At 73.1% G+C, this 19975-nt stretch carries 16 protein-coding genes and 1 tRNA gene; 8 read left to right on the plus strand and 9 right to left on the minus strand.

Annotated elements, in window-relative coordinates; all coding sequences use genetic code 11:
- Positions 1 to 813, minus strand: a complete 813-nt coding sequence (locus tag ABD361_RS01090; protein ID WP_344432662.1) for an alpha/beta fold hydrolase — start codon at positions 811 to 813, stop codon at positions 1 to 3.
- 222 nt (positions 814 to 1035) lie between these two features.
- Here ABD361_RS01090 and ABD361_RS01095 point away from each other — a divergent pair, with 222 nt between their 5' ends.
- Positions 1036 to 1590 carry a hypothetical protein gene (locus tag ABD361_RS01095; protein WP_344432663.1) on the plus strand — a complete coding sequence of 185 codons (555 nt, stop codon included), beginning with the start codon at positions 1036 to 1038 and terminating at the stop codon, positions 1588 to 1590.
- 53 nt (positions 1591 to 1643) lie between these two features.
- On the opposite strand, the gene ABD361_RS01100 is transcribed toward ABD361_RS01095, so the two are convergent.
- From ABD361_RS01100 to ABD361_RS01110, 3 genes are all read right to left on the minus strand, one after another.
- A complete protein-coding gene (locus ABD361_RS01100) occupies positions 1644 to 3272 on the minus strand; it encodes a monovalent cation:proton antiporter-2 (CPA2) family protein (protein WP_344432664.1) in 1629 nt (542 codons plus the stop codon).
- On the minus strand, positions 3269 to 4066 hold the full coding sequence (locus ABD361_RS01105; protein ID WP_344432665.1) for an ABC transporter ATP-binding protein: 798 nt from the start codon (positions 4064 to 4066) through the stop codon (positions 3269 to 3271). Before ABD361_RS01105 ends, ABD361_RS01100 begins: the two co-directional genes overlap by 4 nt.
- Before the next feature lie 190 nt (positions 4067 to 4256).
- Positions 4257 to 4928: a bifunctional DNA primase/polymerase gene (locus ABD361_RS01110; RefSeq protein WP_425583102.1), complete on the minus strand. Its 672-nt coding sequence runs from the start codon at positions 4926 to 4928 to the stop codon at positions 4257 to 4259.
- 385 nt (positions 4929 to 5313) lie between these two features.
- Here ABD361_RS01110 and ABD361_RS01115 point away from each other — a divergent pair, with 385 nt between their 5' ends.
- Complete coding sequence (locus ABD361_RS01115; RefSeq protein ID WP_344432667.1) at positions 5314 to 6702, plus strand: NsdA family TPR-like regulatory protein; 1389 nt, start codon at positions 5314 to 5316, stop codon at positions 6700 to 6702.
- A 471-nt stretch (positions 6703 to 7173) separates the two neighbouring features.
- Here the strand turns inward: ABD361_RS01115 and ABD361_RS30600 are convergent, their stop codons facing one another.
- A complete protein-coding gene (locus ABD361_RS30600; protein WP_425583103.1) occupies positions 7174 to 7338 on the minus strand; it encodes a hypothetical protein in 165 nt (54 codons plus the stop codon).
- Between the two features lie 874 nt (positions 7339 to 8212).
- Between ABD361_RS30600 and ABD361_RS30605 the strand changes: the two genes are divergently transcribed.
- Positions 8213 to 8602: a hypothetical protein gene (locus ABD361_RS30605; protein ID WP_425583104.1), complete on the plus strand. Its 390-nt coding sequence runs from the start codon at positions 8213 to 8215 to the stop codon at positions 8600 to 8602.
- A gap of 27 nt (positions 8603 to 8629) precedes the next feature.
- Here the strand turns inward: ABD361_RS30605 and ABD361_RS01125 are convergent, their stop codons facing one another.
- Complete coding sequence (locus ABD361_RS01125; RefSeq protein WP_344432669.1) at positions 8630 to 9928, minus strand: ABC transporter substrate-binding protein; 1299 nt, start codon at positions 9926 to 9928, stop codon at positions 8630 to 8632.
- Positions 9929 to 10099: 171 nt separating this feature from the next.
- Here ABD361_RS01125 and ABD361_RS01130 point away from each other — a divergent pair, with 171 nt between their 5' ends.
- The 4 genes from ABD361_RS01130 (at position 10100) to ABD361_RS01145 (ending at position 12964) form a co-directional block, all read left to right on the plus strand.
- Complete coding sequence (locus ABD361_RS01130) at positions 10100 to 10546, plus strand: SCO4402 family protein (RefSeq protein WP_344432871.1); 447 nt, start codon at positions 10100 to 10102, stop codon at positions 10544 to 10546.
- Between the two features lie 82 nt (positions 10547 to 10628).
- The gene (gene purU, locus ABD361_RS01135; protein WP_344432670.1) at positions 10629 to 11498 is read left to right on the plus strand and encodes a formyltetrahydrofolate deformylase; all 870 of its coding nucleotides are present in this window, start codon (positions 10629 to 10631) and stop codon (positions 11496 to 11498) included.
- A 106-nt stretch (positions 11499 to 11604) separates the two neighbouring features.
- Positions 11605 to 11677, plus strand: a tRNA-Arg gene (locus tag ABD361_RS01140).
- A gap of 108 nt (positions 11678 to 11785) precedes the next feature.
- Positions 11786 to 12964: a winged helix DNA-binding domain-containing protein gene (locus ABD361_RS01145; protein ID WP_344432671.1), complete on the plus strand. Its 1179-nt coding sequence runs from the start codon at positions 11786 to 11788 to the stop codon at positions 12962 to 12964.
- A gap of 25 nt (positions 12965 to 12989) precedes the next feature.
- Here the strand turns inward: ABD361_RS01145 and ABD361_RS01150 are convergent, their stop codons facing one another.
- Positions 12990 to 14300, minus strand: coding sequence for a bactofilin family protein (locus tag ABD361_RS01150; RefSeq protein ID WP_344432672.1), 1311 nt, complete (start codon positions 14298 to 14300; stop codon positions 12990 to 12992).
- A gap of 523 nt (positions 14301 to 14823) precedes the next feature.
- On the opposite strand from ABD361_RS01150, the gene ABD361_RS01155 reads away from it, so the two are divergent.
- The gene (locus ABD361_RS01155; RefSeq protein WP_344432873.1) at positions 14824 to 15123 is read left to right on the plus strand and encodes a GatB/YqeY domain-containing protein; all 300 of its coding nucleotides are present in this window, start codon (positions 14824 to 14826) and stop codon (positions 15121 to 15123) included.
- A 651-nt stretch (positions 15124 to 15774) separates the two neighbouring features.
- Here the strand turns inward: ABD361_RS01155 and ABD361_RS01160 are convergent.
- Entirely contained in the window at positions 15775 to 17913 is a 2139-nt protein-coding gene (locus ABD361_RS01160; protein ID WP_344432673.1) for an alkyl/aryl-sulfatase, read from the minus strand.
- 931 nt (positions 17914 to 18844) lie between these two features.
- A complete protein-coding gene (locus ABD361_RS01165; protein WP_344432674.1) occupies positions 18845 to 19972 on the minus strand; it encodes a methyltransferase domain-containing protein in 1128 nt (375 codons plus the stop codon).
- Positions 19973 to 19975: the final 3 nt, after the last annotated feature.

Here is a 19975-nt window from a genome sequence, read left to right on the forward strand (position 1 = left end):
TCAGTGGACGACGGGCCGTGCGTCGTCCAGGAGTTGTTCGAGCTGCCGGGCGAAGGAGGCGGGGTGTTTGGCGTAGCCGGCGTGCCCGCCGGGGAACTCCACCAGCTGCCGGCCGAGCCGCCGGGCGAGCTCGGCCGCCGGCCGGTGGACGTCGTAGGTGCGCGATTCGCGGCCGCCGGCCATGACGATGCGGCCGGCCACGGCTGCCAGCGCGGTGAGGTCGGGCACGTGGCGGGTGGAGGGCAGCATCACGTGGGAGAGGAAGTATGCGTCGTTGTCGGCCGCTCGGGGGAGGGGCGGAGCGGCTCTGCCGCCGAAGAGGTCCCGGAGCCTGTCCAGGGCCGCCGGCACACCTTCCCGGCGGAAGATCGCGTACACCTCGTCGAAGAAGGCGGCGTGCCGTGCCGCGTCCGGCAGCAGTCCCACGGCGGGGGGCTCATGGACGACGGCACACCGGACCCGCTGCGGGTGGCGAACGAGGAGCTCCAGGGTGGTCAGCCCGCCGGCGCAACTGCCGAACACCCGCACGTGCTCACCGTGCGGGGCGACGTGATCGAGCAGGCGTACGGCGTCCTCGGCCTGGGTGTCGATCCACGGTCCGGTGGGTGCGGCGTCGAGGGAGCTGCGGGAGATGCCGCGTGGGTCGTAGGTGACGACGCGGTGGCGGGCCGCGAGTTCTTCGGCCAGGCCCCGGAAGACCTCGGCGTCCGAGGCGCCGCCCGGGACGAGCAGCAGCAGGGGGCCCCGGCCGCGCACTTCGAAGTACAGCCGCGCGCCCGGCAGGGCCAGGGTGCCGCTCTCCAGCGTGTCCATCTCTCTCCAGGCTCACTCCGGCGCAGGCCCTGCAGGAGGACCAGGGGCGGCACGAGGCTACGCGCGGGACGGCCCGCGCAGGTAGGGGGCGGGCGCGCGCACCGGACCGTGCGCGGTGCCCCGAGCCCTGGCGTCCGGCGGTGCACCGATGTGCCCGTCTGCGCAGCATGCCGGCGGGGCAGGGTGTGCCTCATGGCCCTCAGTGTGCAGAGATTTCCCTTGGTGACGGCAGGCGCGAAGCGGCTGCGCGCGGTCGTCCTGGCAGCAGCCGTGGTGGTCGGCGCGGCCGCACCGGTGGCTGCCCAGGCGTCCGCCCAGCCCCGTGACTCCGCCCACCCCCGTGACTCCGGGCCGTTGCAGTGCCAGGGAACGGAGAGCGTCACCTATTCTCCGGGGGTCACCCTCCTGCCGCGCCCCGTCCGCGTCACGGTCGACGGACGCTTCACCTCCTGCACCGGGGGTCAGGGCACGGTGCACAGCGCCAGCTACCACGAGGAGTTCACGCTGTACACGGGCTGCACCAACCTCCTCGAAGGGTTCCGGGCCCGCCGGACCTACCACTGGAACACCGGCGACTCCAGCACCGCCGACATCAGTGGCAGCAGTACGGTCGTGGCCGGCCAGGTGGTGACCCCGGCCACCGGCACCGTCGTCCAGGGCCGCTTCGCCGGCCACAGGCTGCTCCAGCTGATTCCCCTGCCCCAGCCGAGCGCGCTGCAGTGCCTGTCGGGCGGTGTCACCGGCGCGACCGGCCCGACGACCCTGACGATCCTGTAGACGGGGCCGGACGAGGGCCGGACGAGGGCCGGCCGAAGGGGCCGGCCCCCGCCTCAGCCCTTGCTGACCGCCGTCAGGACCTCCGGCAGGCGGGAGGCCAGGCGAGGTGCCGCCGCGCGCAGGCCGAGCCAGGCCGTCAGGACGCCGTACGCCGCTCCCGCCGGCAGCAGCGTCCACAGGGCGCCGTGCGCGCCGGCGACGTGCAGCCAGACGACCAGGCCCACCAGGGGGGCGCACAGCACCGCGCCCACCAGCGCGCCGAGCATGCCGAACCAGGCGATCGCGCCCTGTCCGGGGGCCACGTTCTTGAAGCCGCTGTCCTGGGGGACGGAGTAGGGGGCCAGCACCGAGGTGACGGCGCCGGTGGCGAAGAGGGTGCCGAGCAGGGCCAGGGACAGGCCCAGGACCTCGGCCCACTGCCACCACTTGCCCGTGAAGGCCGCCGTCCCAGTGACCACGAGGGCCACGTACGGCACGGCGATCAGGCCCAGTGCCAGGGCGCGGGCGCGCAGTTCGGCGTAGGTCTCGCGGGGGGAGCCGATGGTCTGCAGGACCATCCAGAACGCCGAGCCGTCCATCCCGAACTGGTTGTACATCTGCAGGCCCAGCATCGTCGGCGCGAAGAGGGCGAACCAGATGCTGCTCATGCCCTGGGCGGCGTTGACGACGGGCACGAGCGCGCCGACGGCGAGGCCGGAGACCCAGGACGCCTTGGTCTTCGGGTCGCGCCAGATGTAGCGCAGCGTGCGGTGCATGACCGCGCCGGTGCGGCCGGCGGGCAGCAGGGCGGCGAGGCCGGGGCGCCCCGCGCCGCGGGCGGTGTCGCGGCCGGTGGAGGCGGCGCCGAGGGTGGAGGAGTCCGGGGCGGTCATCAGCTTCGTCAGGCCCTGCCCCCACCACCACAGCAGGGCGGCGAGGCCGAGGGCGGTGACGGCGAGGCCGGTGGCGGCCCGCCCGTACGCGCCGTCGCCGGCCGCCCGTACGGCGTCGAGGGCGGAGCCGGGCGGGATCCAGCGCACGACGTCGGCGACGGGCTCCAGGCGGGCCATGCCGAGACCGTTCAGCTCGCGCATGGCGAGGTTGACGAGCTGCCCGCCGACCGCGATGACCACGCCGCTGAGCAGGGCGAGGTCGCGGCCGCGGCGGCTGGTGAGCAGCCGGACGTTGGCGGTGGCGACGGCCCGGGCGAGGGCGAGGCAGACGAGGAGGGCCAGGGCCACGGCGGGGACGCCGACGGCGGCGGCCGCGGCGCCGTGCGCGGTGGCGATCACCGCTCCGACGAGGATGACGAGGGTGAAGCCGGGGCCGATGCCGACGAGGGAGGCCACCAGCAGCGCCCGGACGAGGGGGGCCGGCCGCAGGGGCAGCATCACCAGCCGGGTGGGGTCGAGGGTTTCGTCGCCGCCGGGGAAGAACAGCGGGACGACGGCCCATCCGAACGCCAGGACCACCGTGAGCAGCACCGTCATGGCGCCGACGTGGGCGTGGCCGCGCAGGGCGATCAGGCCGAGCAGCTGCAGGGCGGCGAAGAGGGCGACCAGGACGAGCGAGGTGATCCACACCGCCTTGCGCCCGGAGGACTGCCGCAGCCCGTTGCGCAGCAGCGACAGCTTCAGCCGGACGAAGACGGACGTGAGGGAGGCGGGCGTGGCAGAGGGGGCGGTGGTGGTGCTGCTGGTCATCGGACGCCGCCGCCCAGCCAGTCGAGGCTGTCGTCGGCGGTGGTGCGCACGCCGACGAGTTCGAGGAAGGCCTCCTGCAGCGTGGGCGCGTCGCCGCGGACCTCGGCGAGCGTGCCGTGGGCGCGGATGCGGCCGCCGGCCAGGACCGCGACCCAGGAGCACAGGGATTCCACGAGTTCCATCACGTGGCTGGAGAAGACGACGGTGGCGCCGGAGGCGGTGTAGCGCTCCAGAACCGTACGGATGGTCTGGGCCGAGACCGGGTCGACGCCCTCGAACGGCTCGTCGAGGAAGAGGACTTCCGGGTTGTGCAGCAGCGCGGCGGCCAGGCCGATCTTCTTGCGCATGCCGGTCGAGTAGTCGATGACCAGCTTGTGCTGGGACGTGGCGAGGTCGAGGACGTCGAGGAGCTGGGTGGCCCGCCGGTCGACGTCGTCGCCGGACAGGCCGCGCAGCCGGCCCATGTACGTGAGGAGTTCGCGCCCCGACAGGCGCTCGAACATCCGCAGCCCCTCGGGCAGGACGCCGATGCGGGCCTTGACGGCGGCCGGGTCCTGCCAGACGTCCGTACCGCCGATCTCCACCCGGCCGGAGTCGGGGCGCAGCAGCCCGGTGACCATGGAGAGGGTGGTGGTCTTGCCGGCGCCGTTGGGGCCGACCAGGCCGATGAACTGCCCGGCGGGTATTTCGAGATCGATCCCGGCGACCGCCACCTGCTCGCCGAATCGCTTCCACAGGCCCTCGATGCGGACCGCGGGTGCCGCGGGCCCCTCGGTGTTGCCGTCCCGTCCCACTTGCTTCGCTTCCTTACGTCCCCGAGATGCGGTGCGTGCGGGGATGCGGAACGGTGTCCCGCCCCCCTGTCCTCACCCTATGGGGTGAGGCGGGGGCGGGCGGATGACGTTTGTCAGGAGTCGGCCATGACGAATCGGCGGTGCTGAGTCGGCGGTGCCGCATCGGCCGCGGTCCGTCGGCCGCGGTCCGTCAGCTGCGGCCCCGGCTGAGCGCGGCTTCCCGGCCGCAGGCGTACGCCAGGGCGCTGACCAGCTCCTCAGCGTCCGGCAGCCAGCGGTTGGCGGCGGTGGGCTGGCGGGCCCACTGCACCGGGCCGCGGCCGCCGATGCGGGTGGGGGGCGCGACCACGTGGTCGCCCTCGCCACGGGCGACCAGGTCGAGGGTGGCGGGGGACCAGCCGAGCCTGCGCGCGTGGTCGGCGACCTTCGCCGCCCCGCCGGGCAGCACGAAGAAGAGCATGCGCCGGAACGGGGTGCAGGTGATCGGCCCGAGCTGGATCTCCATCCGCTCCATGCGGGCCAGGGCGAGGAAGCCGGCCGACTCCGAGACGTCGAGGGCGTCGAAGGTGCGACCGGTCGGCAGCAGGATGGAGGCGTGGGGCTGCTTCGTCCACATGCGCCGCGCCGTCGAGGCGCTCCCCGTGGCCTGGGTCGCCCAGTCGGGGCGGGCCGGGTGGGCGCCGGGCGCCGGGCAGTCGAACTCGCCGCACGAGCAGCGCTCGCGGCCGTCGACGACCTCCAGCCAGGTGCCGGCGAATACGTCCCAGTGACGGTCCTCCGCGTACCTCACCGCGGCGTCGAGCAAGCGCTCGCCGCGCTGTTGGGGGATGTGCGGGGCTCCTACTCCGATGGTCTCTTCCACGTGCTGCACAACTCCCCTTGTCACCAGGGGTTACGGCTCTGGGCCGGGCTTGTTGAAGGCGGCCCGGGGTGATCGGCGACTGCCGGTAACAGCACACGGGGCGCACGGATGCATGTACGGGGGCGCAGGCGGGGGTTCACCGCCGCGAAGGGGTAGCCACCTGGGCGGCGGTTGACGGCCAAGGTCATCGCACCTCGGCGGCCGGCCACCGGGACGTGCCGGACAAGGCAGTCATGGGCACCAATACCGGCAAGTCCTGCAAGTCCTGCATTCTCCGGACATCAGGGGGGCAAAGATCAAAGGAGAAGGCGTTCACCGCAGTGCCCGCACCTCCGCATCCAGCGGAGCCCATCGCGAACGCATAGCAGTCTCAGGGGGTTAAGACATGGCCGCACGGCCACTCGTGGCGCGACAGCCGAACGAACGGCTGCAAGCGCTCATCCAGGAAGCCGGCTGCTCCAATGCCGGATTGGCGCGCCGGGTCAACATGTGCGGCGCCGAGCACGGTCTGGACCTGCGGTACGACAAGACGTCCGTGGCCCGCTGGCTGCGCGGACAGCAGCCGCGCGGCCGCGCCCCCGCCGTCATCGCCGAGGCCCTCGGGCGCAAGCTGGGCCGTTCCGTCACCATCGACGAGATCGGCATGGCCAACGGCAAGAACCTCGCCTCGGGCGTCGGGCTGCAGTTCTCCCCGACCGTCCTCGGGGCCATCGAGCAGGTCTGCGAGCTGTGGCGCAGCGACGTCGGCCGCCGCGACTTCCTCAGCGGCACGTCGGTGGCGTCCTCCGCGCTCGTCGAACCCAGCCGCGACTGGCTGATCACGGCCGCCGACCCGCAGGTCGCCCGCACCGCCGGGGCGCGCGTGGGCCCCTCGGACGTGGAGGCCGTGCGCGCGACGACCGACGCGCTCATCGAACTCGACCACCGCTACGGCAGCGGGCACGTGCGCCCCGTCGTCGTCCACTACCTCAACAGCGTCGTCTCCGGCCTGCTGGCCGGCTCCTACCGGGAGGCCGTCGGGCGCGAACTGTTCGCGGCCGTCGCCCGGCTCACCGAGCTCGCCGGCTACATGGCCGTCGACACCGGACAGCCGGGGCTCGCCCAGCGCTACTACATCCAGGCGCTGCGGCTCGCCCAGGCGGCCGGCGACCGGGCGTACGGGGGGTACGTGCTGGCCGCCAGCATGAGCCACCTCGCCGCCTCGCTCGGGAACCCGCGCGAGATCGCCCAGCTCGCCAAGGCCGCACAGGAAGGCGCACGCGGACACGTCACCCCGCGGGCCGAGGCGATGTTCTACGCCGCCGAGGCGCGCGGGCACGCCCTGCTGGGCGACGCGCGCTCCTGCCAGGTCGTCGCGAGCCGGGCCGTCTCCCGGCTGGAGGCCGCCGACAACGGGCCGGAGTCCGGTGACGATCCCCCGTGGATCCGCCACTTCGACCGGGCCTACCTCTCGGACGAGCTGGCGCACTGCCACCGCGACCTCGGCCAGGCCGAACCCGCCCGGCGGCACGCCGAGGACGCCCTCGCCGCGCACCCCACCGGTCGGGTGCGGCGCCGCGCCATCGACCTGCTGCTCCTGGCCACGGCCCACGTGCAGCAGCGCGAGGTGGAGGAGGCCTGCGCCACCGGCACCCGCGCCCTGGAACTGCTGGGCACGCTGAGGTCCAACCGCGGTGCGGAGTACCTCGACGACTTCCAGCAGCGGCTGGAGCCGTTCCGGGGCGAGCCGGTGGTACGGGAGTTCGGCGCGAGGCTGGAGGTGCAGGCCGCGTAGCGAAATGCGCTGAACGTCACCGTACGTGCCGCCGGGCAGGGGGGAGCCCGGCGGCACATGGCCGAGCGGCGGGAGCACCCGGTAGCGTGAGCGGCCGGTTCCATAAGTCCCGCCACAGCCCGAGGAGTCACCGGTGACGCAGAGCGGCCCCCCTTCGCCCCCCGGCGGCGAACCGACGCCGACGCCGACGTCAGCCCGCGTGCCCCTGCCCCCGGAGACCCGCCCGGGCCTGGCCCCGCACTTCCCCCCGCCCCCGGCGTTCCCGCCCCGGGCGGCGGACGGCGCGGGCATACACGAGATACGCGAGGCGGACGACGCACCGCCGGCCACGTACGGCGACGCGGCCCCCACGACGCTCCTCCCCCCGATCCCCCCACGCCCGGGCGGCGCGACCGCCTCCGGCGCGGGCACGCTGCCGTGGGACGGCGCGGGCGCCCCGGGGGCGTACGCCCCGGGTGGGGGGATGCCGCGTCAGGGCGGCGGCGATGCGGCGGCCACGACGGTGTTGCCGCCGGTGGCGGGCCCGCCCGCCGGGGACAGCGCTGCCGAGGCGACGACGGTGCTGCCCGCGCCCGGTGCGGGTTTCGGTCCCTTCGGGTCGGGCACCCCGCCGCAGGTCGGGGACGCCGCAGCCACGACAGTGTTGCCGCCGGTGGCGGGCCCGCCCGCCGGAGGCTTCGGCCGGGCCGGCGACGAGGCGCCGTCGCGGGACAGCGCCGCTGAGGCGACGACGGTCCTGCCTGCGCCCGGTGCGGGTTTCGGTCCGCATGGCGGTGACGCCGCGGCGACGACGGTGCTGCCGCCGGTGGCAGGTCCGCCTGCCGGGGGCGACGTGCCGTTGCGGGACAGTGCAGCCGAGGCCACCACGGTGCTGCCGGCGCCCGGTGCGGGCTTCGGTCCGCAGGGCGGCGACGCCGCGGCGACCACGGTGTTGCCGCCGGTGGGCGGCGCGGGCGCCCCGGGGGCGGGTTTCGGCTACCCGGGGGGCGACGCGGCGGCCGCGCCCGTGCCCGGGACGGGCCCCGGCGGGACGCCCCCGCGCGGCCCGGCCGCTCCGTTCTCGGTGATGGCGCCGGCGGGGGAGCGGGCGACGCCCGCCGAGTTCGACACCCTCTTCCGGGCGGCCGCGTCCACGGAGCTGTTGCCGCCGGTCCCGAGCGGGGGCGTCCCCCAGGCACCGGCACCGGCACCCGCACCCGTACCCCCGCCGTCGCGGGGCGAGCCGCGGCGGAAGAAGTCGCCCGTCGTGCTCCTTGCCGCCGTCGTCGCCGGTTGTGCCGTCGCCGGGCTGGGGGCCGGGGCGCTGCTCAGCGGTGGGGACGACAAGGGCTCCGCGCAGAACGCGGCGGCCGCGAGCAGTCCGGCCGCGTCGGAGGCGCCCGCGCAGGAGGGTTCGCCGAGCCCGTCCGCATCGCCTTCCCCGTCGGCGTCGCCGTCCGCCGACCCTGCCGCGGCGCAGGCGAAGGCGCTGGACGCGCTGCTGAAGGACAGCAACAACAGCCGGGACGCCGTGATCAAGGCCGTGGCGGCCACCCGGGAGTGCAAGGACCTGGACAAGTCGGCGGCCGATCTGACCGATGCTGCCGGTCAGCGCAACGGGCTCGTCTCGCGTCTCGCGCAGACCCCGGTCGACAAACTGCCCAACAGCGGCGATCTCACCGCACAGTTGACGACGGCGTGGAAGTCGTCCGCGTCGGCGGACAGCCACTACGCGGCGTGGGCGCACCAGGCCGGTGACAAGAAGGTGTGCGTGAAGGGCCACGCCCGGCCGACGAAGGACAGCGTGGCCGGTGACAGGGACAGTGCCGCGGCCACCGACGCCAAGAAGCGGGCCGCGGACCTGTGGAACCCGATCGCGCGGAAGTACGGGCTGACGACGCACGACTGGACCCAGCTGTAACGTTCCGCCCGCGGACGCCCGCGCCCCTTACGGGGCGCCGTCCCGCCGCGCCTCCAGCGTCCGCGCCACGTTCACGGAGCCGTCGCGCAGCGCGACCACGCGTCCGCCCCGCACCACCTGGTGGGTGACGTTCGCGTTGACGATGCGCGGGTGGTCGCGCGCCGCCAGCAGGTCCTGGCGGCGCCAGCGCAGCGGCGGCGTGAGGCCGCCGGTGTCGACGCGGTGGCCGCCGTCGAGGGCGTGCCGGAGGGACTGGGCGCTGATGTCGTCGGGGTCGAGGGACTCCAGGACGGAGCGCAGCACCGTGTAGGCGAGCCAGGTGGTCTGGACGCCCGGGTCGGCGGGGTCGACGCGGTTGTCGCCGAAGGCGTGTTCCTGGACGACCTTGCGCAGGGGTGCCCAGCGCGGGTCGTCGGCCGCCGGGTACCAGCCGGTGACGTACGCCCCTTCCAGGGGGCTCGCCGCTCCGCCGGTGCTGTCGACGAGGGACTGGGTGACGCTGCCCAGGACCGCGCCGATGCGTACGCCGCCGGTGTTCATGCGGCGGAAGGAGTCGAAGAAGGTGCGGGTGCGCTCGCCGAGGGCGGCGGCGACGCAGCCGTCGCGGCCGGGCCCGGCCGTGGCGAGGGCGGCGAGGGCGGCGGTGCTGTGCCGGCTGTAGTCGGTGGCGGCCTCGGGTGCCCGGATGTCGGTGGCGGCCGGCCGGCCGCCGGCGGCGAGGCCGGCGTCGAGGAGGGCGGGCATCCGGTCGCCGGCGATGGTGTCGGGGCGGACGAGTGCCACGTGCCCGCAGGTGCCGGCCAGCTGGTGGCCGAGGCCGGCGAGGAGGGCGGGCTGGCCGCCGTTGACGGGGTAGGAGACGGGGCTGGCGAATTCCTCGCCGCTGACCCCGTACCCGCCGATGTAGGGCGTGCCGGACGCTTCGAGGGGGGAGAGGGAGGAGCGCCCGTGCTGGCTGTAGGAGCCGACGACGGCGACGGCCTCCTCCTGGACGGCCTGCTGGGCGCAGCGGGCGGCGGCGACGCTGTCGTTGTGCTCGTTGCAGGTGAGGACGCGCAGGGGGCGGCCGTGGATGCCGCCGTGGGCGTTGACCCAGCGGGCGTAGGCGCCGGCCATGGCGGGCATGCCGCCCATGTTGGTGGCGCGGGTGCCCTCGGGGGCCCAGGTCATGACGGTGATGGGGGCGCGTGAGGCGCCGTGCGCGCCGGTCAGTGCGCCGCAGCCGGCGTACACCCCCAGACCGGCGACGGCGGTGAGGGCCGCGGTGACTAACGCGCGGCGGCGTGGCCGCCGTCGTCCGGTGGTGCTCCGTCCCGTCGTGGTCATGGGCCACGAGCCTCGGGCGCGCCCGGAAACGGGCGGGCGATCGCCGGTCGACGCCCGGTGACGCGGTGGTGAACACCGGGGTGCGGGCGCGGCACGACCGAAGGGAACGTACGATCGATACCTGTGCAGGGTTCGGAGAAGTCTTCCCGTCGCGGCCGCCGCTCGACCACCATGGGCGGTATGCCGCTCAATGACATGCCGTGGTGGCGCTGGCGTGCGAACGTACGCTCGGCGCTGCACATGCTCTCGGACCCCGTCTTCCAGCAGGAGTGCTGGCTCGCGGGCCGCGAGGAGTACGGGGACGTGACCGACGCCGTCTACCGCCTGGTGGAGGACACCTGGCTGGACAACTGGTCGGCCGAGAAGTACGTCGGCACGGTCTTCCGCGACTCGCAGGAGGCCGCCCTCGTCGACGTCGCCGTGCTGCGCGTGCTGCGGATCATGCACCAGGTGGGGGCGGACGCCCCGGTGGCGGCGTACCTGGAGCACCACGGCTGGCCGGAGGCGGTACGGGCCGCCCGCGAGGCACACGTACGGATGGCGGCCGGGGACGGCGACGACGCCGACGAGCCGCCGCGCCCGCTGGCGGTGCTGGAGATGATGACCGCGGCCAGGTGACGCCGGCGTCAGCTGACGCCGGGCCGCGGGGCGGCCCGTGAGCGGACGGACGGGCTCCGCGGATGTGCGACGCTATAGGGCTATGACCACCGAACAGGCGCAGCCCCAGCAGTACGTCCTCACCCTCTCCTGCCCGGACAAGCAGGGCATCGTGCACGCGGTGTCCAGCTACCTGTTCATGACCGGATGCAACATCGAGGACAGCCAGCAGTTCGGTGACCGCGACACGGGCCTGTTCTTCATGCGCGTGCACTTCAGCGCGGAGGCCCCGGTGACGCTGGAGAAGCTGCGGGCCAGCTTCGCCGCCATCGGCGACTCCTTCCACATGGACTGGCAGATCCACCGCGCCGACGAGAAGATGCGCATCGTGCTGATGGTGTCCAAGTTCGGGCACTGCCTCAACGACCTGCTCTTCCGGGCCCGCATCGGCGCCCTGCCGGTGGAGATCGCGGCGGTCGTCTCCAACCACACCGACTTCGCCGAGCTCGTCGGCTCCTACGGCGTGCCCTTCCACCACATCCCGGTCACGAAGGACACCAAGGCCGAGTCCGAGGCGCGGCTGCTGGAGCTGGTCCAGGCCGAGGGCGTGGAGCTCGTGGTGCTCGCCCGCTACATGCAGGTGCTCTCCGACGACCTGTGCAAGGCGCTGGCCGGGCGGATCATCAACATCCACCACTCCTTCCTGCCGAGCTTCAAGGGCGCCCGCCCGTACCACCAGGCGCACGCCCGCGGTGTGAAGCTGATCGGCGCCACCGCGCACTACGTGACCGCGGACCTCGACGAGGGCCCGATCATCGAGCAGGAGGTCGAGCGGGTCGGCCACGAGGTCACCCCGGACCAGCTGGTGGCGATCGGCCGCGACGTGGAGTGCCAGGCCCTGGCCCGCGCCGTGAAGTGGCACAGCGAGCACCGCGTGCTGCTCAACGGCACCCGCACGGTCGTCTTCGCCTGACCGGCCCGACCGGCCGAACCGGCTGGTGGCAGGAGCACCGCTCCGAGTCATGTACAGTTGTTCCCGCAACGCCGACAGCGCGGTGGGAACAGCCGCCGGAGGCCGAGCGCTCGTAGCTTAACGGATAGAGCACTTGACTACGGATCAAGAGGTTGCAGGTTCGAATCCTGCCGAGCGCACAGCAGACAGAACCCCCCGGGCCCGGCCCGGGGGGTTCTGTCGTGTCCGGGGTACGTGTCCGAGGTGCAGGACAGTGTCTGACCTATATGCGTCCTACTGTTCGTCCCATGACCACCACGCCTCACATCAGTGACGAGCAGCGGCGGGCCCGGCTCGGCCGCCGGCACCTGCTGGCCCCCGCCCGCCGCGCCGCCACCGCCGAGGAGGTCGCCGACGCCGTCGTGGGCCTGCACGCCACCGACCCGGCCACGGTCTACCTCGCCGCCTGCGCGCGGCTGGCGAAGCCGGCGGCCGCCGAGGTCGACCGGGCCCTGTACGAGGACGTCTCCCTGCTCAAGCTGCTGTCGATGCGCCGCACGATCTTCGCCGTGACGACGGAGCTCGCCCCGTACGTGTACTCCTCCACGGCCCACGACATCGCCCGGCGCGAGCGGGCCCACATGATCAAGGCCCTCGCCCTGTGCGAGAACCCCGCCGAGCCCTGGGACGAGCAGCGGCTCGCACGCACCGAGCGCGCGGCCCTGCAGGCGCTGGCCGCGCGCGGCGAGGCCACCACCGCCGAACTGGGGCAGGACGTGCCCGCGCTGCGCGAACAGGTGATCATGTCGCCGGGCAAGCCGTACGAGGCGCGGCGCAGCGTCGGCAGCTGGGTGCTGGGCGTCCTGGCGGCCGACGGCCACGTACGGCGCGCCCGGCCGCGCGGCTCGTGGACCAGCAGCCTGCACCGCTGGGCGGCGGCCGAGGAGCTGCCGGAACTGCCCGCGCGCGAGGCCAAGGCGGAGCTGGTGCGGCGCTGGCTGGCCTCGTACGGCCCCTCCTCCGAGGCCGACCTGAAGTGGTGGACCGGCTGGTCGCTGCGGGACACCCGCACGGCCCTGGCCGACACGGGCGCCGTCCCGGTGCGCCTGGACCACGGCCCGGGCCTCGCCCTGCCCGGCGACCTCGAACCGGTCGCCGCCGACGGCGACTGGGCCGCGCTGCTGCCCGGCCTCGACCCGACGGCGATGGGCTGGCGCGACCGCGACTGGTACCTCGCCCCGGAGCACGTACCGTTCCTCTTCGACCGCGCCGGCAACATCGGCCCCACGGTGTGGTGGAACGGCCGCATCGTCGGCGGCTGGGCCCAGCGCGCGAACGGCGAGATCGTCTGGCGGACGCTGGAGGAGGTGAGCCGCGCCGCCACCGAGGCGATCGAGGCGGAGGCGGAACGCCTGGCGTCCTGGCTGGGCGAGGTCCGCGTCACGCCCCGCTTCCGCACCCCGCTGGAGCGGGAGCTGGTGCGGTAGCCGCTCCCGTCCCTGCCGGCGCCCGTCAGCTGTCCGAGCGGAATGCCCCGTGGACCCGCAGGTTGCCCTGGATCGCCACCATGTCGTCGTTGACGTGCATGATCCAGGCGTCCTTGTTACGGACCGACAGGTGCCTGTTGGCATTCACCTTCCCCAGGAACAGCGATTCGCCGTGGACGATCAGCGTGAACCTGTCGTGGTCGGTCGTCAGCTTGTCCCTGACCGTCAGGTCGCCGGCGATGACCGCGCCCCCGACCTCCAGGTTCCGCGTCGGCCGGAGATCGCCATTGACGGTGAGGTCGCGGCCTGCGACGACATCGCCGGTGACGTTCAGATCGCTCTTGGCTTCCAGGCGACCGTTGACGGTCAGCCCGCCGTCGAGGGTGAGGTGCTCCTTCACCTGGGCCCGGTCGGTGACCAGGTCGTTCAGGTCCGCCGTGGCCGCCGTGACGGTTCCCCGCCCGCTGCCACTGGTGATGTCCACTCCTGCCGGGGAGAAGGCGACACGGCTGTTGTTCCCCGTCCCCTCGACCCAGGGGGTGCGCATTCCGCTCTCGAACTCGGGAACGCGGACATGGACCGTGGTGGTGAGGAAGTACCCCTGCTCCGGCTGCCCGGCACTGTCGGTCGTCCCGGCCACCAAGGTGTAGGTGGTGTCGCGCTTCGGGGTGGGGCTCACCGACCACGCGTAGGACGTCTGGGTCACCGAGGGCCCCGGGCTCTTCTGCCGGGCGAGGACCTTCTGCCCGCCCGGGTACTGGATCCAGTAGTCGAGGTTGTCGGGCCCGTCCCACCACAGGGTGACCTGCTCGCCCGCGTCGGCGTCCACCAGGGATTTGTCCGGGCGGAAATTGCGCGGGGTCGCCGGAGTGCTCTTCGGCAGCCCGAACACGACCTGGCGCAGGTTCGGGGTCAGGCCGCCCGGGACGCTGGCCTTCTCCAGGATCTTCAGGCGAGCCAGCCCCTTCTCGCCGGAAACGGGTATGTTCTCCAGAATCAGGGTGAAGGATCCGCCCTCGGGCAGGGTGAGTCGCCGGAGCGAGGGCGCGGCCGCTCGGAAGATGTGCCTCGAACTGATGAAACCGAACTCCGGGGCTTCCTCGCCCGGTTGGACGGCGTAGTCGATCTCGACCCTTGCGCGGATGTCGTCGGCGACCTCCGTCAAGGCGTCGGCACCTTTGCCGTCGGGCAGGTCCACCGAGATGAAGTCCCATTGCACCTCGGTGTGGTGGGAGTTGGAGACGGTGATGTACATCGACACCACGGACGGGGCACCGGGCTGCGAGACCTGCAGCAAGGCCGGGTCGGTGAAGACGGCGTAGTCCAGCACGGACACAGCGGGACTCCTTTACCTCGGCGATTGGCGCGGAGAGCAGAGGATGTGCGGTGAGGGCCCGGGGGAGGGAGAGAACGTCCAGGCCGGGAGCGGCCAGGTCCGCAGGAGCTGGGGCAGGCCGGGTCGGCAGAAGTCGGGTGGGAGCGTCAGACCCCGATCACCGGGCCGGCGGCTCCGCGGGTGCGGGGAGCTCTGCAGGCGCCGCCACGGCCTCTGGTCGCAGGTCTACGCCGTCGTCCCGGCGCGACCTGCCGAGCGTCTCGCCGCACGGCCCCCCACCCCCCGCCCGTCGGAACTCCCCCCGACGCCGGCCGCACCCAGTCGTGGCGGCACCGCCAGGCCCGCCAACAGCGTCCTGCAGCCGGGACCGCCCAGGAACCGCAATTCGGCATGTCTGGCCCAAACCACACCCTGGGTGGCCGGAACCACCGCGATGGATATCGCATGGTGCGGCAAGGGGCACGACCGTAGGGTTGCCGACATGTCTGTACGTCTCCGCATGCGCCAAGCACTGCCGGAAGCCATGCGCGCCCGCGACAAGGTCGCGGTGACAGCGCTGCGCGCAACTCTCGCCGCGCTGGACAACGCCGAGGCGGTCCCCTTGGAGGAAGCCGGGGTCGGCTCCACGGAAGTGGCGCGGCGAGAGCTGAGCGAGCGCAAGGTGGCCGACGTGGTACGAGCCGAGATCGCGGAACGGTTGCAGGCGGCAGCCGAGTTGACCGACCTCGCGCACGCGGAGCGAGCAGCCGGCCTGCGCGCGGAGGCCGCCGTGCTGCTCGCCTTTCTCGGCGCTCCGGGGGTGGAGGAGCCGGCCTTGAAATGAGGCACGGCAGGCTGCGGGTGGGTGGGTTTGGTGGTGGAGTGTGCGCTGCGCCGCTGCGCGGCTTGGGGGGCGGAGGGCCGGGCTGCGCCCTGGGGCCCACCCGCTGCGCGGCTGGAAGGGGGAGCCCGGGGCGGGGAGGGTGCGCAGAATCGTTTGCCTGGCGAAGTGAAGCCCGCCGCTGCGCGGCTTGAGGCACGCGCCCCGAACTGGCGGCGTTTCCCTTCCTCGTGGGTGGGCCGCTCTGCTTCGCTGCGCTGTCAGGACGCCCGCACCGGGGTTGGGTGCCGTCTTGGCAGCGGGACCACACGTGGGCGGAGCCCTCGCGGTGAGGGGTAACGCTGCCAAGCCGCGCAGCGGCGGGGGTGCCGTCCTCTTGCGGGGTTTGCTCTTCAGCCGCGCAGCGGCGCAGCTTCGCTTCATCACCCGCCCCGGTGCCGGCACCGGCCTCTTACCGGGTGCGCGCTTCCAGCCGCGCAGCGGGTGGGCCGCCCAGGGCGCAGCCCGGCCCTCCGCCCCCCAAGCCGCGCAGCGGCGCAGCGCACACTCCGCCACCAGACCCACCCACCCGCACCCGCATCCGCACCCGCATGGAGGCGAGTGTTCGGCCCATGGGGCCGGGGCGTGCTGCCGCCGCCGGCCCCCGGGGTCACCTCAGGCAGTGACGGGCCCCGGCTCGTCGCTCACCGGCGTCTGGTACCGGCGCGGCGTGACGATCGGGAAGACCGGGTCGGGGAAGCGGAGGTAGCTCCAGACGGTGTCGGCGGCGGCCTGGTTGTCGACCTGGATGGTGCCCTTCTTGACCTCGTCGTCGAAGTTCTGGGTGAAGCGGTGACCGGCCAGGGCGAGGTCTTCGAGGGCCTGGCGGGACAGAGTGACGGTGGCGTCCACGACGGGGGTGAGGGGGTCGTCACCCTCGACGTAGACCAGGACGCCATTGCGGAGCGTGGTGACGCACGTCTGGTCGCCGGGAGTGACCTTCCAGCGCAGGGCGATCGGCTTCCGCTGCTGGGACGCGGCCAGCGGGCCGTCGATGCTCTTGGCCAGGGCCGAGAAGAACTGCTCCAGGGTCATGCTCCGGACCAGGTCGGCGGCGCCCGTGCTGATGGGGGCCTCCGGAAGGCGCTGCAGTTCGCGGGCACCGGTGAGGTAGAAGTTGCGCCAGGTGCCGTTCTCGCAGCCGTAGCCGAGCTGGGTGAAGACCTTGGCCTGGAGCTCCTTGGCCTGGGTGAGGATGTCGGCGGGGATCTCGAGGGCGTCGGGTTTCCCGGGCTCGTTCGGGGCGTCCGGGGCGCCCGAGGCGAAGATGATGTGGTTGAGCACCTCGGCGGCCCAGCGGTACTGCGGCGGCTCGGACTCGTAGGCGGTGCGGGCGATGTCCAGGGCCGCCTTGGGCCCGCCCATCGCCGTCACGTACTGCACCCCGGCCTCGACCGGCGGCAGGCTCCACAGATGGGCGGGGTTGCCGTCGAACCAGCCGATGTAACGCTGGTATATGGCCTTGGTGTTGTGGCTCATCGAGCCGTAGTAGCCGCGGTTGTACCAGTGGTCGGCGAGCCCGGCGGGCAGGTGCTGGAGCTGTTCGGCGATCTCGATGCCGGTGTATCCGGCGTCGATCAGGCGGAGCGTCTGGTCGTTGAGGTAGCCGTACATGTCCCGCTGGCTGGCGAGGAAGGTGAGGATGTTCTCCTTCCCCCAGCGGGGCCAGTGGTGGGAGGCGAAGACGACGTCGGTGTGCTCGCCGAAGGTCTGGATCGCCTCGGTGAGGTACTTCGACCAGGCGTGCGGGTCACGGACCTGGGCACCGCGCAGGCTGAGGATGTTGTGCATGGTGTGGGTGGCGTTCTCCGCCGCCAGCAGGGCACGTGCCTCAGGGAGATAGATGTTCATCTCCGCCGGGGCCTCGGTGTTGGGCGTGAGCTGGAAGATCATCTGCACGCCGTCGACGGTGGCCTGGTACAGCCCGGGGCGCCAGGGGATCACATAGGAGGTGGGGTGCCAGTCGCCTTCGGCGACGGGCTGGTGGTTCGGGCCGCCGATGTATTCGTTCGGGGTGACGAGGGTCAGTTCACCGGTGGAGACGGTGAGGCCCAGGCCGGAACCGACCTGCCCGTGGGGGCCCTTGTCGAGCCGGGGCGCGTACATGTAGTCGGCCCGGCGGCTCATGGCGGGCCCTGCGAAGACGTTCTCGCTGATCGCGTGGTCGAGGAAGCCCTGCGGCGCGTAGACCGGCAGATCGACCGGGGCGTCACCGTTGTTGTCGGCGAACAGACCGCGGGAACCGCCGAAGTGGTCCACGTGCGGGTGGGTGTAGAGGAGGCCGGTGATCGGCCGGGTGTCCCCGGTGGCCTTCCGGTAGAGCGCCAGGGCCGCCTGGGCGGTCTCGAAGGAGGTGAGCGGGTCCACGATCACCAGGCCGGTGTCGCCGGTGATGATGGTCATGTTGGAGAGGTCGTAACCGCGCACCTGGTAGACCGTGCGCGGGCCGTTGCTTGTGACCTGGAACAGGCCTGCCTGCACGGTGAGCTGGCCTTGACGCCACAGGCTGGCGTTGACGGTCGGCGGGGCGTCGCCGCCCTCGGCGAGGAACTCGTAGTCCGCGAAGTTCCACACCACCTTCTCTTTGTTGTCCCGTGCCCTGATCACCGGAACGTCGGGCAGGGCGATCAGCCCACGGGCGGCGTCCTCGTAGTCCTCCGGGCTCGGCGGGATGGTGTTGATGATGTGGCGGTTCGCCTCCGCGACGGACGGGGACGGCTCGACGAACTCGTTGGGCTCGGACGGAGAGGGCATGCGGTGTTCCTCCAGGTTTCGGGCATGACACGGCACCGGGACACAGCAGGGGAGCAAGAGATACGTGCGCACCACAGGTACAGGCGTCACGTTATGAAGTCGCGAAACTACGGACAAGGAACGGAACCGGCCAGCCCTGATCACTGGCACGGGCGCGGTAACCCCAGTCGCTGATGACGGTGACTGGAGATGCGCGGCCGCCGGATTGCGGCGGCAACAGGGGCCACCCGCTGCGCGTCCGGAAGGGCGAGCCCGGGGCGGGGAGGGTGCGCAGAATCGTTTGCCTGGTGCAGTGAAGCCCGCCGCTGCGCGGCTTGAGGGGGCTGGCCCGTGGTGGCGGCGTTTTCCTTTCTCGTGGGTGGGCTGCTTCGCTTCGCTGCGCGGGGTGGTGGAGTGTGCGCTGCGCCGCTGCGCGGCTTGGGGGGCGGAGGGCCGGGCTGCGCCCTGGGGGCCCACCCGCTGCGCGGCTGGAAGGGGGAGCCCGGGGCGGGGAGGGTGCGCAGAATCGTTTGCGTTGGTGCAGGGAGGCCCGCCGCTGCGCGGCTTGGGGCTGGTGCCCCGTGGTGGCGGCGTTTTCCTTCCTCGTTGGGTGGTCGCTCCGCTTCGCTGCGCTGTCAGGATGCCCGCACCGGGGCCGGGTGCCGTCTTGGCGGCGGGAGCACTCGCGGGGAATGCCTCCGCGGTGAGGGGTAACGCTGCCAAGCCGCGCAGCGGCGGGGGTGCCGTCCTCTTGCGGGGCTCGCTCTTCAGCCGCGCAGCGGCGCAGCTTCGCTTCCTCACCCACCCCGGTGCCGGGCACCGATCCCGTGCGGGGTGCGCGCTTCCAGCCGCGCAGCGGGTGGGCCGCCGAGGGCGCAGCCCGGCCCTCCGCCCCCCAAGCCGCGCAGCGGCGCAGCGCACCCTCCGCCACCAGACCCACCCACCCGCACCGTCAGAGCCTGACGCGCCAGTCCCCCCGGGCGAGGTACGTCCCCCCGTCCGGCTTGATGAAGACCCGCGCGCCGCGTACGGGTAGCTCGCCGTGGGTGAGCCAGTACGTGCGGATGTCGTCGAGGATGTTCCACAGGCGGCGGGGTCCGCCCTGGTGGACCTCGGTGCCTTCGTCGCCCCGGCCGCTGGCTCGGGCCCACGAGCCGTCCTCATGGGCCATGAGCGCGATGCGCTGCCCCTCGTCGGTCTCGGTGTAGTCGTGCTCGATGCCGGGGGCGATGAGCTCCAGCATGGAGGCGAGGTCCCAGGCTTCGGAGACATGAACGACGGGGTACGGGCCCGTGGTGACGTCCTCGCCGCGCTGATCGAGCGCGGCGGTGAGCAGGGAAGCCGGCCGCGCCGCATGGGGCCGCGCGCTCATGAAACCGGCGCGGTCCCATGCGATGCGGCCGGTCGCGCTGCCGTCCTCGTTCTTGGCGGCGGTGATGATCAGCGACGTTCCGGCGACGGTGGTGACGAGTCGGCCACCCGGCCGCAGCGCGGCGAGCCAGCCGGACGGGATGGGCCGCACACCGACCGTGGCGACGACCGCATCGACGTCACCCGGCAGGGTGCTGCCGGTGCCGTCGGCCGTGAGGACGGCCGGGTGGAGGCCGAGGTCGTGGAGGCGGGTACGTGCGGCCTCGACGAGGTAGGGGTCGACATCGACGCTGATGACCTGCTTGTCGCCCAGACGGTGAGCGAGCATGCAGTCGGCGACTCCGGGCCCGGTCCCGATGTGCAGCACGGTGTCCGTGTCGCCGAGCTGCGCGTGCCGGAACATCTGGATGTTGAGGCTCGGCAGTGTGGAGGACGAGGTCGGCAACGCGGTGGGCCGGTCGCCCTCGTTTGCGAGGTCCGCGTGCAGCCCGCCGACACTGGTCACGAGCGTCTTGTCGCTGTACGCGGCTTCCAGCCACCGAGCCTCGTCGGCCGGCCCGTCCCGCAGCACCCACCCTCCGGTCCTGTCCCTCTCCCACCACCGCGGCACCAGAGCGTGACGCGGGGTGCGTGCCAGGGGCGTACGCCACCGCGACGACGGGTGGGTGACGCGTGCGGCGAGGGATGCGGCATGGGGCTCCCAGTCCATGGC

Source organism: Streptomyces luteosporeus, assembly GCF_039532865.1.
Lineage (GTDB): Bacteria > Actinomycetota > Actinomycetes > Streptomycetales > Streptomycetaceae > Streptomyces > Streptomyces luteosporeus.

Bases quoted from the DNA above. Each gene is read 5' to 3' on its own strand.
- purU (WP_344432670.1), top strand. From the start codon at position 10,629: ATGACCACCGAACAGGCGCAGCCCCAGCAGTACGTCCTCACCCTCTCC.
- ABD361_RS01090 (WP_344432662.1), bottom strand. From the start codon at position 813: ATGGACACGCTGGAGAGCGGCACCCTGGCCCTGCCGGGCGCGCGGCTG.
- ABD361_RS01130 (WP_344432871.1), top strand. From the start codon at position 10,100: ATGGGCGGTATGCCGCTCAATGACATGCCGTGGTGGCGCTGGCGTGCG.
- ABD361_RS01100 (WP_344432664.1), bottom strand. From the start codon at position 3,272: ATGACCAGCAGCACCACCACCGCCCCCTCTGCCACGCCCGCCTCCCTC.
- ABD361_RS01115 (WP_344432667.1), top strand. From the start codon at position 5,314: ATGGCCGCACGGCCACTCGTGGCGCGACAGCCGAACGAACGGCTGCAA.
- ABD361_RS01165 (WP_344432674.1), bottom strand. From the start codon at position 19,972: ATGGACTGGGAGCCCCATGCCGCATCCCTCGCCGCACGCGTCACCCAC.
- ABD361_RS01155 (WP_344432873.1), top strand. From the start codon at position 14,824: ATGCGCGCCCGCGACAAGGTCGCGGTGACAGCGCTGCGCGCAACTCTC.
- ABD361_RS01125 (WP_344432669.1), bottom strand. From the start codon at position 9,928: ATGACCACGACGGGACGGAGCACCACCGGACGACGGCGGCCACGCCGC.
- ABD361_RS01160 (WP_344432673.1), bottom strand. From the start codon at position 17,913: ATGCCCTCTCCGTCCGAGCCCAACGAGTTCGTCGAGCCGTCCCCGTCC.
- ABD361_RS01145 (WP_344432671.1), top strand. From the start codon at position 11,786: ATGACCACCACGCCTCACATCAGTGACGAGCAGCGGCGGGCCCGGCTC.